General features: G+C 64.7%; 10 protein-coding genes and 1 pseudogene. 7 read left to right on the top strand and 4 right to left on the bottom strand.

Annotated features, from left to right (window positions below; all coding sequences use genetic code 11):
- Window positions 1-9 precede the first annotated feature (9 nt).
- A complete protein-coding gene (locus tag THIMADRAFT_RS24975; protein WP_050799641.1) occupies window positions 10-2835 on the bottom strand; it encodes a PKD domain-containing protein in 2826 nt (941 codons plus the stop codon).
- Window positions 2836-3921: 1086 nt separating this feature from the next.
- Window positions 3922-5400 carry a transposase gene (locus THIMADRAFT_RS24980; protein WP_007194909.1) on the bottom strand — a complete coding sequence of 493 codons (1479 nt, stop codon included), beginning with the start codon at window positions 5398-5400 and terminating at the stop codon, window positions 3922-3924.
- On the opposite strand from THIMADRAFT_RS24980, the gene THIMADRAFT_RS28630 reads away from it, so the two are divergent.
- The 4 genes and pseudogenes from THIMADRAFT_RS28630 to THIMADRAFT_RS28635 all read left to right on the top strand — a co-directional run.
- Window positions 5384-5554 (top strand): FAD-binding domain-containing protein, encoded by a 171-nt coding sequence (locus THIMADRAFT_RS28630; protein WP_199484271.1) that lies wholly within the window; start codon window positions 5384-5386, stop codon window positions 5552-5554. The two genes, THIMADRAFT_RS24980 and THIMADRAFT_RS28630, sit on opposite strands and share 17 nt — an antisense overlap.
- 33 nt (window positions 5555-5587) lie before the next feature.
- The gene (locus THIMADRAFT_RS19950) at window positions 5588-5794 is read left to right on the top strand and encodes a DUF2256 domain-containing protein (protein WP_007194910.1); all 207 of its coding nucleotides are present in this window, start codon (window positions 5588-5590) and stop codon (window positions 5792-5794) included.
- 152 nt (window positions 5795-5946) lie between these two features.
- On the top strand, window positions 5947-6987 hold the full coding sequence (locus THIMADRAFT_RS19955; protein WP_007194911.1) for a peptidylprolyl isomerase: 1041 nt from the start codon (window positions 5947-5949) through the stop codon (window positions 6985-6987).
- Between the two features lie 293 nt (window positions 6988-7280).
- Window positions 7281-8204 (top strand): annotated as a pseudogene (locus tag THIMADRAFT_RS28635) (FAD-dependent oxidoreductase); the annotation flags it as partial.
- 145 nt (window positions 8205-8349) lie between these two features.
- On the opposite strand, the gene THIMADRAFT_RS28640 reads toward THIMADRAFT_RS28635, so the two are convergent.
- The gene (locus THIMADRAFT_RS28640; protein ID WP_407635156.1) at window positions 8350-9003 is read right to left on the bottom strand and encodes an HMA2 domain-containing protein; all 654 of its coding nucleotides are present in this window, start codon (window positions 9001-9003) and stop codon (window positions 8350-8352) included.
- The gene (locus tag THIMADRAFT_RS19975; RefSeq protein ID WP_007194913.1) at window positions 9003-10379 is read right to left on the bottom strand and encodes an MFS transporter; all 1377 of its coding nucleotides are present in this window, start codon (window positions 10377-10379) and stop codon (window positions 9003-9005) included. The genes THIMADRAFT_RS28640 and THIMADRAFT_RS19975 overlap by 1 nt, the downstream gene beginning before the upstream one ends.
- 256 nt (window positions 10380-10635) lie before the next feature.
- Between THIMADRAFT_RS19975 and THIMADRAFT_RS19980 the strand changes: the two genes are divergently transcribed.
- From THIMADRAFT_RS19980 to THIMADRAFT_RS19990, 3 genes are read left to right on the top strand one after another with little or no spacing between them, the layout of a single operon-like run.
- A complete protein-coding gene (locus tag THIMADRAFT_RS19980; protein WP_007194914.1) occupies window positions 10636-11547 on the top strand; it encodes a D-hexose-6-phosphate mutarotase in 912 nt (303 codons plus the stop codon).
- Window positions 11548-11557: 10 nt separating this feature from the next.
- Window positions 11558-14422 carry a bifunctional [glutamate--ammonia ligase]-adenylyl-L-tyrosine phosphorylase/[glutamate--ammonia-ligase] adenylyltransferase gene (gene glnE, locus THIMADRAFT_RS19985; protein ID WP_007194915.1) on the top strand — a complete coding sequence of 955 codons (2865 nt, stop codon included), beginning with the start codon at window positions 11558-11560 and terminating at the stop codon, window positions 14420-14422.
- 59 nt (window positions 14423-14481) lie between these two features.
- Window positions 14482-15405: a branched-chain amino acid transaminase gene (locus THIMADRAFT_RS19990; protein WP_007194916.1), complete on the top strand. Its 924-nt coding sequence runs from the start codon at window positions 14482-14484 to the stop codon at window positions 15403-15405.
- The last annotated feature ends 281 nt before the right edge of the window (window positions 15406-15686 follow it).

A 15686-nucleotide genomic window follows, 5' to 3' on the forward strand; every position in this document is an offset into this window, starting at 1 on the left:
ACCGCATGCTTATTGGAAGATCGCCCAGCCGACGGACTCGGCGGCATGTGCGGTCTCGGCGTCCCTGGACTGCTCTTCCTGCACCTGGACCTCGACATCGGTGGAGGTCAGGTTGCGATAGCGCAGGGCTGCCGTATCGCCGCCGTTGGCCGTCTGCATGTGGGCCAGGAACACCGGGGTCTCGGTGAAGCCGGCGGCGAAGCTCAGGGTCGACGGCTGATCCCTGAAGCTGTTGCCCGTTACGCCGATCGCGAACTGCACCCCGTCGAGCGAGCCTTGGGAGGGCTGCCAGGCGATGTAGGTGATCGTCTCCGAACCGTGGCCAGCCTTGTCGTTTTCCTGCTGATCCATGCGCATGCTGAATCCATCGCCGTTGACGTTGCTGATCCGCGTCGTTACCGCCCGCGTATCATCGATGCTCGCGACCGTGGCGAACACCACCGGCGTGGTCGGGAAGGTCTCCGCGAACCCGATCGCCGTCGTCGACGCGGACTGCATGATGGTCCCCGCCTCGATGCGCTCGCCGCTCGGCAGCTCATGCGTGCCCTTCTCCATCGCCACGTAGGTCACCGTCTCGAAGGCGTGCTTGCCGTCCAGGTAGTCCCACTCTTGGATCCGGATCCAGAAGCCATTGGCTTCCACGCCCGAGATGCGCACCGTCGCAGCCTCGGCGTCGTTGGTGCTCGCGGGGTTGGCCACCACGATCGGGTCGGTGAAGGCGCGTCCGAAGGTGACCCACTGCCACTCGTGATTTACTGACAACTCGCCAACTTCCAGGATCCTCGGGGTCTCGTCCACATTTTGGAAGATCGCCCAGCCGACGCTCTCGGCTTCGTGCACGGTCTCCTCGTCATAGGACTGTTCCTCTTGCGCCAGCAGCTCCACACCGCTTGCATCGAGGTTGCGATAGCGCAGCACTGCCGTGTCGCGGCTGTTCATGGTCTGCATGTGGGCCAAGAACGCCGGGGTTTCGGTGAAGCCGGCGGCGGCGAAGCTCAGAGTCGAAGGCTGATCGGTGAAGCTGCTGCCCGTCACGCCGACCGCGAACTGCAACCCCTCGAGCGTGCCTTCCGAAGGCTGCCAGGCGATGTAGCTGATCGTCTCCGTACCGTGACCATCGGTTAGGGACTCTTGCTCGTTCATGCGCACCCGGAACCCCACGGCCGTGACTTCACGGACCCGCGTCGTTACCGCTGTCGGGTCGTCGGCACTGGTCACCGCCGCGAACACCACCGGGGCTGTCGGGAAGGCTTCACCGAAGCCGATGATCTTGTCCCAACGACCGCGGTGCGTGAAGGTGCCTACCTCGATGCGTTCGCCGTTCGGCAGCGTGTGCGCTCCCTTCTCCATCGCCACGTAGGTCACCGTCTCGAAGGCGTGCCGACCGTCGAGGTAATCCCACTCTTGGACGCGGATCCAGAAGCCATTGGCGTCCACACCGGAGATGCGCACCGTTGCGGCCTGACCACCGTTGAGGCTTGCCGGGTTGGCCACCACGACCGGGTCGGTGAAGGAACGCTCGAAGGCGACCCACTGCCAGTCTTGATTTACCGACACTTCGCCGACTTCGATCGGCATGGCGTTGTCTTCGGGAGTGACCTCAACGAAGGCGATCTTGGACTCCGTGTCGGTGCCGTAGGGGCCGGTGACCGTGAGGCTGACGTCGTACGTGCCGGCCTCTTCATAGACGTGGGTCGGCGCCCGTTCGGTGCTGCTCGAGCCGTCGCCGAAGTCCCAACGCACGTCCGTGATCTCGTTGGTCGAGAGGTCTTGGAAGGACACGCTCAGCGGCCCGTTGCCGGTGCGGCCCGCCGCGGCGAAGTCGGCCACTGGCGCGGGACCGTCGACGGTGATGAGGTTGGTCTTTGTGACGGTATCCGACCCGCCGGCACCCGTGACCTTCAAAACGACCGAATAGGTGCCCGGATTGCGATAGGTCCATGCCGCACTGGCGCCGGTGCTCGTCCCACCGTCGCCGAAGTTCCATTCACATGCGGAGACGTCGCCGCTTGAGGCATCGTTGAACACGACGACCATAGGGGCGACACCGCTCGTGGCGTTGGCGGTAAAGGCGGCCGACGGCGGGGCGATCGTGACCGTGATCGACGACTGCGCGGCTTGCGCCGAGACGCCACCGGGTCCCGTCACGCGCAGCTTGGCGACGTAGCTTCCCGCCGTAAGGTAAAGGTGGCTGGGAGACCGTTCGGTACTGGTGGTGCCGTCACCGAAGTCCCACTGCCAGCTGTCGATGGTGCCGCTGGATTGATCGCTGAACTGGACGTTGAAGGGGGCGTGCCCGCTGTCGGCGTTCACCGCAAAGGCGGCGATCGGGGGAGGTGTGGCAACCCTGATCACGGCTTGGGCAGGCTGTGCCGCCGCGCCGCCGGGTCCGCTCACCATCAGGCTGACGGTGTAGGTGCCCGGGACCGTAAAGGTGTAGCTCGGGGAGGCTTGGCTGCTGGTGGCGCCGTTGTCGAAGCTCCACTGCCAGGCGTCGACCTTGCCGGTCGAGGTGTCGTTGAAGGCCACGGTCAATGGCGCCACGCCAGCATTCGTACTCATGGTGAATCCGGCTTCCGGTGCCGGATAGGGAATCGTGGTGCTGACCTCGTTCGAGAAGTCGCTTTCGAGCGAGCGGTCGGCGTTGAATGCCTTGACTGCGAAGTAATAGGTCTTGCCTGCTTCCAGCCCGCTTACCGTTGCGCTATTGGTAGTCGATTGAGTCGCGTTCGAATAGTCTCGACTGGCCTCTCCGTAATTGACTTCATAGCCGGCGACACGGGAATCCGACACCGAGTTCCAAGCGACGGTGAGATCCTCCGCTGTCGCGTTCATTGAGATCGTGAGGAAGGAAACCAGAATAAGAAGTGCGGCCCAAAGGCTGAACCCGAATTGAAGTTGGGTCGGCCGAGCGAGGGTACCTACGCGTGCTGTATGCTGACTGTTCATTGCGTCACCTTGAGTCCGACGTTGTCGGCGAATGCAGGTGTCACGGCTGGGCGGCATTCCGAATCTTGAAGATCTCGACTGCGTTCTCGCTCTCGAGTGGCCTTGCTGCTGCCGTTGTCTACCTGAGAAAGCCGAAACGCCCCGTATTGAGAAATCCGAGCGAGCGTTCTTTTTGCGTACGCTGTGACTCTAGTGACGCAAGGCGATCCATTCCGTGACGCCATTCCCATCACGGTCGGATGCTTCGTTTTCCGGTGCAGTCAAGTGCGGAAATGTGAATCAGCTCACATTTCCGAACGGAATTGAAAAGGAAATCGATAAGGGTATTTCGAACTGAGCTGCCGACATGTGTGACGAATCTGTGACCCGGTTTACAAAATGAGAGCGGGAGAAGGCGGAGCGAGGATGTTTCAGAACGAAAGCAATGTATGAGGCTGCGGGCGTTGAGAATAGGTGCATCCACTGCGGGCGGTCCGCACACCAGACCCTATGTACGCGCGGATTCGATCGGTCCGCTGTGCGAAGCATTTGCCGCGTGGAGGTCGGGATGAACCCGCTTACGGCCCTGCGGCCGGTCCGTCACCCGTCTCCCCACGCCCCGACGCGGAACGCGGGCGGAACAGCTGCCGCAAATCCACCGAGCACACTGGCGCAGGCTCCGGCTCGAACCGCAGTACCGGATGCAATGAGAAAGGCGCTAGAGAGGAAGGGTGTCGGCTTTATCCACCCCGTCATCTGCTTCGCCTTCGCGCAGGTTTGCTCGCGAGCGGGCGCGCGGGCTACGAGGGACGGCCGACGATCATGTCGTCCGTCGTTCTCCGCGTGCGGAGGTCCGGCGTCTCCGGAACATTTTCGGAAAGGCGAGCGTGCTTTAGGCGAGTTGCGCGGAGATCCTCATGACTCGGAGTGGAGTTCCGATCGCGACCCGAATGTGCTTTCGTTCGTGCTTCGGAACGCTTTACCCTAAAAAGATCAGTCGACGCCCGTCGCAGGCCGTTTCCGGCCTGCGGAGGAGTATGGGGAAGTACACATAGCGGCTGGTTCGGCGGCTGCGCCGGGGCCGGCAGCGCGGCCGGCGGTTGCAGTTGGCGGCCGTCGAGGTACTGCACCGGCGCACGCGAGAGCATCCGGTACCAGCGTTGCAGGAGACTGAACTGCTCCGCAGTTCGGCGCAGGGTACCGAAGAATCCCGCGATCTCGCGGCAGGTCGCCTCTACCCATGCCGCTTCGGCATGGGGATGGCTGATGGATCAGGCGCGTCTGCCCGCCGTGACGGGTCAGGTGCGCCGGTGCGCTGAGCAGCAGCGGGCGGCTGGTGATGGCCTCGGTGTGCCGGTGCGGATCGGCCAGGCGCACGAAAAGGTTCCACCAGTTGTAGGTCAGGGCGGTGATGCGCGCCATGAAGCGGCAGCGCTTGATGTCGCGGGTGGTGAAGTCGCCCCGGCCCCAATGGTTCTTGAGCTCGTCGAAGGGATTCTCCGCGTCGGCGCGGTCGCGATAGAGTTGTGCCACGCTCAGGATCTCGTGGGGCAACGAGGTCACCAGCACGGCATACTCGTAGACGACGGTCTCGTCGGTGAGTGCGGGGAAGCTCAGGCGCAGCTGCTCGGGATCGCCGTGGTCGAGGACAGCCAGGTCGCCCTTGATACGCCGGCGCAGCACGACGGCGCGCCGTGCGCGGCTCCAGCCCGACAGGCGCAGGGTCGTCTCGGCCCCTTGCCGGCCTTGACCGGCCTCGCGACACTCGGCATCGCGCATCAGGCGCTCGACGGTGTGCTTGACCTTGGAGGTCATGCGCAGCTTGAACAGATAGGGGATCCCCTCCTGCTCGGCACGCGCCATGTTGGCTTGGGTGCCCCAGTCGCGGTCGCCGCGAATGCACCGCGGCCAGTGCGTGCGCGGCAGGCGCGCGAGCAACTCCCACAGCCCCGGCGCGCTGTGCTTGGACGCGGTTTGATTGCCGGCCAGCACCTCCACGTCCAGGATCAGACGCAGACCGGCGATGAAATAGGTATGGTAGGTGTGCGAAGGGCGCCCCGGCTTGTGCGGGTTGTAGCCCTTGACCGCACCCTCTTGATGCCCGTAGAGCGGCTTGACCGTCACGTCGGTATTGAGAATCCAGGGCACGCCCAGCACCGGGGCCACGCAGGCGTCCAGATGGTTCCGCAGCCAGGCGACCCCGTCGGCTTCATCGAGCTTGCCGAGGTTGCGGCGCACCGAGTCCTCGCTGACCACCGCCTCCATGCCCAGCAGCGAGGCATTGATGGCGTCGCCGCGCAGGGCACTGATGTGGGCATAGCGCTGATGCCCGGACAGCACCGCCAGGATGGCGGTACCCAGAACGTCGCGCGTGCTCGGGGCGTTCGGGCTGGTCAGCTTCAGCGGGCAGCTCTCCACCCAGGCATTGAAACGCCCGCCCAGGCGCAGAAACTCGGTGAAGAACGGCAGCAAGACTCAGGATCCGGATGGTCTCCTCATCCGTCGCTGGGTGCCCGAGCTTACCGATGTCCCGGACGCCCGGATCCATACGCCATGGCAGATGTCGTCGCAGTGGTGGCGCGAGCCGGGCGCGCACGAGCATGAGCACCGCCGAGACAGGCGGTAGACGAAAACGGCCCCCGAGCCCCGAGTCGACCTCATGAGCCATAAGAAGCCGAATCTCCCGACCAAGATCTGCGCGACCTGCGCGCGCCCCTTCACCTGGCGCAAACGCTGGGCGGCCTGTTGGGAGTCGGTCCGCTATTGCTCCGATGCTTGTCGCAGTCGCCGTCGCGAGTCCAACGCCGAGGCAACGGGGATCGAAGAACGCCCCTCGGAGCGGAGCAACGTCCGACGTACGGGCTAGGTTCGGTCTAAACTCCCGCATCGGACCGCGTGCGCCGAGGCCGGATTCCGATCGAGACCCGAACGGGTTTTGTCATTGTGCAGGGACGCGGCTGTTCTTATAACCGGCTCCCTGTTCCGTTATCTTCGATCCTCACCACAGAGAGACCAAACATGCACCTGTTCTACGCACTGGCCACCGCTACCGCCATCGCTCTGGCACTCGGCGGCACGCACATCGTCATTGCTTCCGAACCCGATGCGCAGGGGGCGGCTCCGACGGTGGTTCCGGCGGGCGAAACCTTGGCCTCCTCCGGCGATCCCGCGGATGTCGTTCTCACGATCAACGGCGTTGCGATCCCTCGTGCCGAGCTGGAACGCAATGCTCGCCCATTGTTGGCCAGGATGGGCCCCGCGGACTCCATCACTCCCGATCAACGCAAGCTCGTCGAAGAGACCGCGAAAGAGAACTTGATCCGCTCCGAGCTCCTCTTTCAGCTCGCGAAGGATCAGAACATCCCCGATCTCGACCGGCAGGTCGAGGAACAGTTCGCCCTCATCAAGTCCCGTTCGCCGAGCGAAGAGGAATGGAACGACGCGCTCGCCAAAAAGGGCATCACCCCGGATGGACTGCATGAGCAGCTCAAACGCGGGCTCATGATCAACGCATTCGTCCAGAACGAGGTGGTGTCTAAAATCGAGATTACCGACGCACAACTCAAAGCCGTCTACGACGAGCATCCCGAGTCGTTCAGTCAGCCGGAATCGATGCGTGCGAGCCACGTCTTGATCGGAGTCGACGCGGACGCCGGCGCCGAGGAGAAGGAAAACGCCAAGCGGAAGGCCGACGAGATCCTCGAAAAGGTGAAATCCGGTGCCGATTTCGCCGAGTTGGCCAAGAGCGAATCGACCTGCCCCAGCGCCGCGCAAGGGGGTGACCTCGGCGAGTTCGGGCGGGGGCAGATGGTTGCACCCTTTGAGAATGCCGCGTTTGCTCTGAAATCAGGCGACCTGAGCGAAGTGGTGGAGACCCAATTCGGATACCACATCATCAAGGCAACGGATAAGAAACCGGCCGCAGTCGTGCCTTTCGAAGAGGTGAAGGTACGCATCGAGAAACAGTTGAAGACGCAGCAGGTGCAACGAGATCTCATGGCCAAGATCGAGGCGCTCAGGGCGACGTCCGTGATCGAGTCTCCCGCGCAGAACCCGTAATTCCTTCTCGAAAAAAGCGCTTCTCGTCCGCCACCGATCTCGGAATGCTCCCGGCTGTGCCGGGGGCGAGACGGTGTCCGTCCCCCGGTGCAACCCCTCGACCCTCCGGATCATGCTTCCGGCATCGCTTCGCGATGCGGGCACTCGCCTTGCAATCGCATCAACTGCCGTGATTTCATTCAACTCCCTCTTGTAAGAAGACCGATATGAATTCCGATACGTGATAGGGATATTCGATGCTGGTGAAGCAGGTTCCCAATACGTCCGACGTCACGGAATGGCAGGCGCTCGGGATGTCAAGGGTGACTGAACCGCAATTGACTGACGATCACTCGGGTTTTTATAAGAAGGAGCATGCCGTGTCCGATCGAGTCTCGGTTGATGTCGTCGTCACTGGGGCGGGTCATGCCGGTTTGAATGCCGTAAAGGAGATCCGCCGTGTCACGGACGGCTATTTCTTGGTCAATGGCGGCAGCCTGGGGACGACCTGCGCATGGGTCGGCTGCATGCCGTCGAGGGTCGCTATTCACCGGGGCGACATCTACGCAATGTGCAAGCACTTTCAGCGTTACGGCATCGATGGCGCCGAATCCCCGAGCATCGACGGGTCGAGCGTGCTGGGGCATATCCGCGACCTGCGTGACACCTTCGTGGATCTGGTGCTCGCCAATACCACGGACGAGATGGAGCACGAATTAGTCGATGGCCATGCGCGCTTCATCGATCCGCACTGCATTGAAGTCGGTGACAGAACCATCCGTGTGCGCGCGTTCGTCATTGCGGCCGGGGCATCGAGCATTGTGCCGGCGGGTTGGCGGGAGTCGTTCGGCGATGCCATCCTGACGGTCGAGGATCGCTTCGAGCTGGAGCGCTTGCCCAAGTCGCTCGCAGTCATCGGTCTGGGGCCGATCGGCTTGGGGTTTGGGCAGGCCCTGCGGCGGCTCGCGGTCGATGTGGTCGGATTCGGGTCGGGCACCACCCTGGCACGGCTGGACGACCCGAACATCAATCAAGCCGCCGTCGAGATTGTGCGGCGCGAGTTTCCGATCTGGCTCGGCGCGCCCGCGCAGATCGAGCGCGCGGACGGCGGGGTGTTGGTGCGCGCCGCCGATCGAGAGCAGCTGGTGGAGAAGGTGCTGGTCGCGATCGGGCGTCGACCGAACCTGGCACGCCCGGGACTGGAGGGCATCGGCTGTCAGGTCGACGAGCGCGGCGTGCCGCTCTACGACCCCGGGACGTTGCAGATCGGACGACTCCCATCTTCATCGCGGACGCGGTCCCGCCGGCGCCGAGGCCAGTGCCTGAGCGCGATCCGGTCGGCTGGCGGGCCGGTCGGCGCTTCGTGGAATTTCGGTGTCGGCCTCATCGTGAAGGTCGTGCTCTCACGATCGAGCGTCGCTCGGGAAACAATTCCTCCCGCCATCCGCGCGCGGAGGTGCGCAGCATCCAGCGGGTCAGGTGCAGATTCAACCGACACAGGAGAATGGGAGCTTCGGTCTTGCGGAGTGGTACGCGTGCGGACGTTCGCCGCCGCGGCGCCAGGCGGTCGAGCGCACGTACCAGCTTTACGACCGTCGTCGTCCAATCTGCCAGACGGCGTCGCACGCGAGACGATCTGCGCTGGAACGCATGCTCGACCGGAGGCGTGGGGGACGGCGCCACCGCCGGGTTCAAGAGGGCATGGACACGCTCTTGGATTGCCGGTGCATCCAACGTCCCGACCTCGTAACGGACCAACAGGCTTGCGCAGGCCGGATTCGCCCGGACCGTCAAGACACCGACTTGTCCACGGAGCGCCGATTCGAGGCGGTCCGCGACACCTCGATCCTGGTGCAGTGCCGAAATGCGCAACCGCAAGCGTCCGCTCGTCTGATGACACACCTTCATCTCGGTTCCGTCCCGATCGACTCGACTCTGAAAAATACAGGCGGGATAGTAATAAGAATGATTTGTAATAATAAGATTCCCGGTGATCGGGCCGTCAGCGACGCCGGTGGGTTGCGGACCTCTTCGCATCACCCGGAAACCTCCTTCCAACGTAAGCTGAGTGCCGATCCGACGAGCCCGGCGAGACCAAGCAGAAGAATGGTCCCTTCCACGGAGACGGTCGCCGCCAGTGCCCCGAGCAGGCCGGACACCAGCAGCAGTGCGCCGATGACGCTGTTGCTGACCGCGACATAGTCGGTGCGTTTGTTGCCGTCGGCCATGTCGACCAGATAGGTCTTGCGCCCGAGCCGCACGCCGGCGTGCGCGATGCCGAGTCCGAAGAAGGCGATCGGGTAGAACCAGATCGCCGCCGCGCTCGGCATTCCGAGCCAGGACCAGAGGGCGACCGCGATCGAGAGGGCTGCGGCCAACCCGCAGGCGGCGGCGAAGACCTGTCGGCTGGAGTGATCCGACCAGCGTCCCCAGACCGGGGAGCTCACCAGGCCGGCGAGGCCTTCCACGGCGATGAAAATGCCGAGCAGCGAGATGGCACCCCCGAGGTCATCACGGGCCAACGCCACGTAGAAGGGTGCCGCGAGCCCGGAGCCCATGGCCAGCGCTCGGGCGATCACGAATCTCCGGAAGGGCCGGTCGTCGCGCAGGATCGCGAGCCGGGCGAAGGCCTCGGCCAGCGCGTTGGAGCCGCCCTCGGTGGCGCCGGGGAACTCGACGATGCGGCTGAATGACCAGGCGGCCAGGAACCACAGGAGTGCCGCACCCGCCAGGAGAGCGACATAGAGGCCGGTCGACTCGCTTCCGTCCTGCACGGCGCCGAGACCCAGGCCGACACCCATGGCGCCGAGTCCGGCGATGGCGCTGATCCAGCCGGACAGGCGGCCGCGGCGGGTCTTGGGGATGGTCTTGCCCTGCACGTCCTTGTAGGCGACCGAGCAGGCCCCGCGCGCCAGGCTGAAGAGGATCAGCAGTGCGATGACCGCAGCGCCCGCCGCTGCTCCTTCGAGCGCGAAGGCGACCCAGCCGATCGCGGCCAGACAGAGCCCTTGGATCACGCCGCCCCAGACCCAGACCCATTTGCGGATGGCCTGTCGTCGGACGATCTCGCCGATCAGGATCTGCGGCAGCATGGAGCCGGATTCGCGGATCGGCACCAGCAGGCTGAGCATCCAGGCCGGGGCACCGAGCTGCAGGAGCAGCCAGGGCAGGGTGGTCTTGGCGCTGGCCAGACGGTCGGCGATGTTGCTGAGCGTGTTGGCGATCAGGGTGGAGAGGAAGTTGCCCGGTGTCTCGTGACAGGCATCGGCGCTGATCTCTTTGCAGGTGCGTCCCTCGTCGTCCTCGGCGAGGCGCTCGTAGAGGCTTTCCAGCCATTCGGGGTGACGGGTCGGTGTCGTCCGGTTCACTGATATCGGGTCCATGGGCTCGGTCGGGATCGCGTTGTGCCTCATCTTCACTCGGTGTCTCGGGAGCGGCAAGCTCCGTGTCTGCGCGAGGGTTTCCGCAAATCGATCGGTTGCAAGGCGCGACCGTCGGCGCCTTGCGGAGCAGGGCCTTGGGAGCTACGCTCCCGGCCACCCGTCGAGATCGGGCTCGGCCGTCCGCCGAGAACGCGGGATGCCGAGTGCGCAAGCCCCGGCAGTCCCCTGATTCCTTGCCACACGGGCCTTTCCAGACGAAGCGCCCCACCGACCCGGAGAATCATCCATGGACATCGAGGCACTGAACGCCGAGCACGGCATCGACGGCATCCTGCGTTTCACCGAAGGCCGCGGCGGCCTGACCATGATCGAGATCGCCAACGCGCAGGCGACGGCCCTGATCTCGCCCTACGCCGGACAGGTCTTGGCCTATCGGCCGACCGATGCGGCGGATGATCTGCTCTTCGTCGGCGAACGGGCCTATTTCGCCGAGGGCAAGGCAATCAAAGGCGGTATCCCGATCTGCTGGCCCTGGTTCGGCGCGGATCCCGAGGCGAAGGGCCGATCCGCCCACGGGTTCGTGCGGGCCTGGCCCTGGCAGGTGCTCGCGACCGAATCGCTTGCGGACGGCGCCACACGGGTGCAGCTCGGGATCGCCGACGACGCCGAGACGCGCGCCGTCTGGACACAGTATTTCAATCTCCTGGTCGACATCCATGTGGGCACAACCCTCTCGGTCGACTTGAGCACCCTGAATGCGGGCGATCGGCCCTTCAATATCACCCAAGGTCTGCATGCCTATTTCAAGGTCGGCGATGCGAGCCGGATTCGGGTCGACGGCCTCGACGGGTGCCGCTACATCGACAAGGCCGCCGACGGCGGGGATGCCGTGATCCGCCAAGAGGGACAGGTTGCGTTCGAACACGAGGTCAATCGCATTTACGAGGATGTGCCCCCGGTGCTGACCATCGTCGACCCGACCCTGGATCGGCGCATCCGCATCGAATCCGAGTACAGCCGCACCGCCGTGGTCTGGAACCCCTGGGTCGAGACCGCGAAGGCGATGGACGATCTCGACGATCAGGATTACCGGCGCTTCGTCTGCGTCGAGACGGTCAACACCGCCTCCGAGGTGATCGAGATCCCGCCCGGGGAGACCTATCGTCTCGCGGCGCGTTATTCCATCGAGCCGCTCTGATCGAGCCCTCATGGATCGCTTTCGCAATCTCGACCCGGCGACCGAGGCACACTGGCAGACCTGGCTCGACTGGGCCGCAGCGCAGGGCGTGGAGGTGCCGGACGCCCCGGCCTTCGCCGATGCGCGGGCGCGGGTCTGGGAGGCCAGCGATTATGTCGCCGTCTCGCTCGCCCGTCATCCGGAGGTCTTGGCCGACCTGATCGCACGCGGCGAGCTCGAGCAGGCCCACGATGCCGCTTCACTGGCACGTGGTTTCGAGGCCGCGCTGGCGCCGGTCACGGACGAGCCCGGTCTGCACCGAGCCCTGCGTCTTTTTCGCCGACGCGAGATGATCCGCATCATCTGGCGCGACATCGCCGGTTGGGCCGAGCTGGCGGAGACCCTGGAGCATCTCACCGCTCTGGCCGACCTCTGCATCCAGGGCGCCCTGGATCGCCTCCACGCCTGGACCTGTGCGGAGCTCGGCACGCCGCGCGACGCGTCGGGTCGCGCGCTGCGGATGGCCGTGCTCGGCATGGGCAAGCTCGGCGCGCGCGAGCTCAACCTGAGCTCCGACATCGACCTCATTTTCGCCTTCGCCGCCAACGGCGAGACCGAGGGTGGCCCCCGGACGCTCGACAACGCGCAGTTCTTCACCAAGCTCGGCCAGCGCTTGGCGCAGGCGCTGGGCAGCCAAACGGTCGACGGATTCGTCTTCCGCGTCGATACGCGTTTGCGTCCCTTCGGAGAGTCCGGCCCGCTCGCCATGAGCTTCAACGCGCTGGAGGACTATTACCAAACCCAGGCGCGCGAGTGGGAGCGCTACGCCATGATCAAGGCGCGCGTCGTGGTCGGAGACCCGGACGACGCACGCGAGCTGATGGCGATGCTGCGTCCCTTCGTCTATCGGCGTTATCTGGATTTCGGCGCGATCGAGTCCCTGCGCGACCTCAAGCGGATGATCGCCAAAGAGCTCTATCGCCGCGGCATGGATGCCAACATCAAGCTCGGTCCGGGCGGTATCCGCGAGATCGAGTTCATCGGGCAGGCGTTCCAGCTCATCCGCGGCGGTCACGACGCGGACCTGCAGATCCGCCCCATCCGCGAGGTCCTCGCACTGCTGGCGCACAAGCAATTGATGCCCGAACCCGCCGTGCGGGGGCTCGACGACGCCTACTGTTTCCTTCGCCTGGTCGAGAACCGCATCCAGGCGTATCGCGACAAGCAGACCCATCTGCTGCCCGCCGACGCGCCGGGTCGGGCGCGTCTGGCGCGTTCGATGGGGTTTGCGGATTGGCCGGCCTTCGAAGCGGTCCTGGAGGCGCATCGCCGTCACGTTCAGGGCCAGTTCGACGAGGTGTTCGCCGCGCCCGAGACCGAGGAGGTGCTGCACGACCCGGGTCTGATCGCCCTCTGGCATGGCGAGGGCGATGCGGCCGACGAGGTGTCGGCGCTCGCGGAGGCGGGGTTCGCCGAGCCCGAGGCGATCCAGGCGCGGCTGGTTCAGTTTCGCGATTCGATCGCGCGCAAGGGCTTGAGTCGGCGTGGGCACGAGCGCTTGGAGCGGCTGGTGCCGATGGTGCTGCGCGAGACGGCCTCGAGCGAGCAGCCCGACATTGCACTCGGGCGCGTGCTCAAGGTGCTCGAGGCCGTCGCACGCAGGACGTCGTATCTGGCGATGCTCAGCGAGCACCCGGTGATCCTCGCGCAGCTCGCGCGTCTGGCGAGCATGAGCCCCTGGTTCACCGATCGGATCGCGCGTCATCCGCTGCTCCTGGACGAGATGATCGACACGCGTCGACTCTACGCACCCTTGCGCCGAGCGGATCTGGAGGCCGAGCTCGACGCGCTCCTGCTGCATGTCGACGCGGATGACTTGGAGCAGCAGATGGAGCGTCTGCGCCAGTTCGCGCAGGGCAACATGCTGCGTGTCGCGGCGGCCGATCTGACCGAGGTCATCCCGCTCATGGTGGTGAGCGACTATCTCACCGAGATCGCCGAGGTGTCGATCCGTCGTGTCCTGCGCTTGGCGTTCGATCATCTCGCGCAGCGGCACGGCCGCCCGACCGAGATCATCGGGGAGGAGAGCGGTTTTCTCGTGCTGGGCTACGGCAAGCTCGGCGGGATAGAGCTCGGCTACGGGTCGGATCTGGATCTCGTCTTCATCCACGGCACCGAGTCACAGACCGCCATGACCGACGGGCCGAAGGAGATCAGCAACGAGCAGTTCTTCGCACGTCTCGGCCAACGCATCATCCATTTGATGACCACCCAAACCCCCTCGGGCGTCCTCTACGAGATCGACATGCGTCTGCGCCCGGACGGGAATCGCGGGTTGCTGGTGCGCTCGTTTGCGGCCTTCGACGCCTATCAGGCGAACGATGCCTGGACCTGGGAGCATCAGGCCCTGATCCGCGCCCGCCCGGTCGCCGGCGATCCGCAGTTGGCCGCCCGTTTCGGCACGCTGCGGCGCGCGATCATCTGCCGCGAGCGCGAGCCCGAGCAGCTGCGCAAGGACGTGCGAGAGATGCGCGCGAAGATGCGCGCGAATCTCGACAAGAGCGGCGGCGGTCGGTTCGATCTCAAGCAAGGCGCGGGCGGTATTGCGGATATCGAGTTTATGGTTCAATACGCGGTCTTACGCTGGGCGTCGGAGCATCCGGCGCTGGCCGACTGGACGGACAACATCCGCCTGCTCGAAACACTCGGACGGCTCGATCTGCTGCCCGGGCGAGCGGCCGAAGACCTGACTGCCACTTACAAAGCGCTACGTGCGGCCTATCACCGCAGCGCCCTGCAGGAGCAGCCCAAGACGGTCGCGGACGCGGATCTGCTGCCCGAGCGCGAGCGCGTCCAATCCTTGTGGCACGCCTTGATGGACGAGCCTGCGTCCTGAGGGCGGTCTCTCGAATCGAAACGGGATGCTGATCCCGATGCAACCGGAGTGAGTCGACGATGGCAACGATGGAAGACCGTGATGGCCTGATCTGGCACAACGGCGAGATGGTGCCCTGGCGGGAGGCCAAGACGCATGTCCTGACTCACACCTTCCATTACGGCATGGGTGTCTTTGAAGGCGTGCGCGCCTACCGCACCGAGCAGGGCCCGGCGATCTTTCGTCTGCGCGATCACACCGATCGCCTCTTCGATTCGGCGCACATCCTCGGCATGAAGGCGCCGTTCGACCGCGAGACCATCGACGAGGCCCAGCGGATCGCCGTGCGCGAGAACAATCTCGACTCGGCCTACATCCGTCCGATGTTCTTCTACGGCCCGGAAGGCATGGGTCTGCGTGCCGACAACCTCAAGGTGCACTGCATCGTCGCCGCTTGGGAGTGGGGCTCCTATCTCGGCGAAGAGAACATGACCAAAGGCATTCGGATTCGGGTGTCCTCCTATACGCGCCATCACGTGAACATCACCATGTGTCGCGCCAAGGCCAACGGCAATTACATGAACTCCATGATGGCCTTGCAGGAGGCCCTGCGCGACGGTTACGACGAGGCCCTCCTGCTGGATGCCTCCGGCTACGTGATGGAAGGCAGCGGCGAGAACGTCTTCATCGTGCGCAAGGGCGTGCTCTATACGCCGGATCTGACCTCCGCCCTCGACGGCATCACCCGGCGTACCGTCATGACGCTGGCGCGCGACCTGGGAATCGAGGTGGTGGAGAAGCGGATCACGCGCGACGAGGTCTATATCGCGGACGAGGCCTTCTTCACCGGCACCGCCGCCGAGGTGACGCCGATTCGGGAGGTGGACGGTCGCGTGATCGGCAACGGCGGGCGCGGTCCGATTACCGAGCGACTCCAGAGCCTCTACTTCGATCTGGTGCACGGGCGTCTGCCGGCCTATCCGGAATGGCTCACGCCGGTTTAAATCGCGTGCGGTGATGGTTTGGCCCGTTATCGGTTGGGTTGATGCCGGAGTCTTTCGTCACCGTCGGAGCTGACGCGATTTAAAGTGAAAGAACGACAAGAGGGGACCTCATCCGGTCTTTGCGGCACGGACCCGCACACGTTCGGTGATGTCCCGAAAAGAACGACCACGCCGGAGGGGCGGCTGTAGGGGCGACTTCAGTCGCCCTCTACAACATTTGCAGCCATCCGCATTCGGGATGCTTCATTCCCGGCAATCGATTTATCCGATGGAGACTTTGC

Origin of the sequence: Thiocapsa marina 5811 (genome assembly GCF_000223985.1) — a bacterium.
Classification (GTDB): Bacteria; Pseudomonadota; Gammaproteobacteria; order Chromatiales; family Chromatiaceae; genus Thiocapsa; species Thiocapsa marina.

Coding starts and splice junctions, on each gene's coding strand:
- THIMADRAFT_RS24975 (WP_050799641.1), bottom strand. CDS start 2,835: ATGAACGCGACAGCGGAGGATCTCACCGTCGCTTGGAACTCGGTGTCG.
- THIMADRAFT_RS19950 (WP_007194910.1), top strand. CDS start 5,588: ATGAGCCATAAGAAGCCGAATCTCCCGACCAAGATCTGCGCGACCTGC.
- THIMADRAFT_RS19955 (WP_007194911.1), top strand. CDS start 5,947: ATGCACCTGTTCTACGCACTGGCCACCGCTACCGCCATCGCTCTGGCA.
- THIMADRAFT_RS28640 (WP_407635156.1), bottom strand. CDS start 9,003: ATGCGAAGAGGTCCGCAACCCACCGGCGTCGCTGACGGCCCGATCACC.
- THIMADRAFT_RS19975 (WP_007194913.1), bottom strand. CDS start 10,379: ATGAGGCACAACGCGATCCCGACCGAGCCCATGGACCCGATATCAGTG.
- THIMADRAFT_RS19980 (WP_007194914.1), top strand. CDS start 10,636: ATGGACATCGAGGCACTGAACGCCGAGCACGGCATCGACGGCATCCTG.
- glnE (WP_007194915.1), top strand. CDS start 11,558: ATGGATCGCTTTCGCAATCTCGACCCGGCGACCGAGGCACACTGGCAG.
- THIMADRAFT_RS19990 (WP_007194916.1), top strand. CDS start 14,482: ATGGCAACGATGGAAGACCGTGATGGCCTGATCTGGCACAACGGCGAG.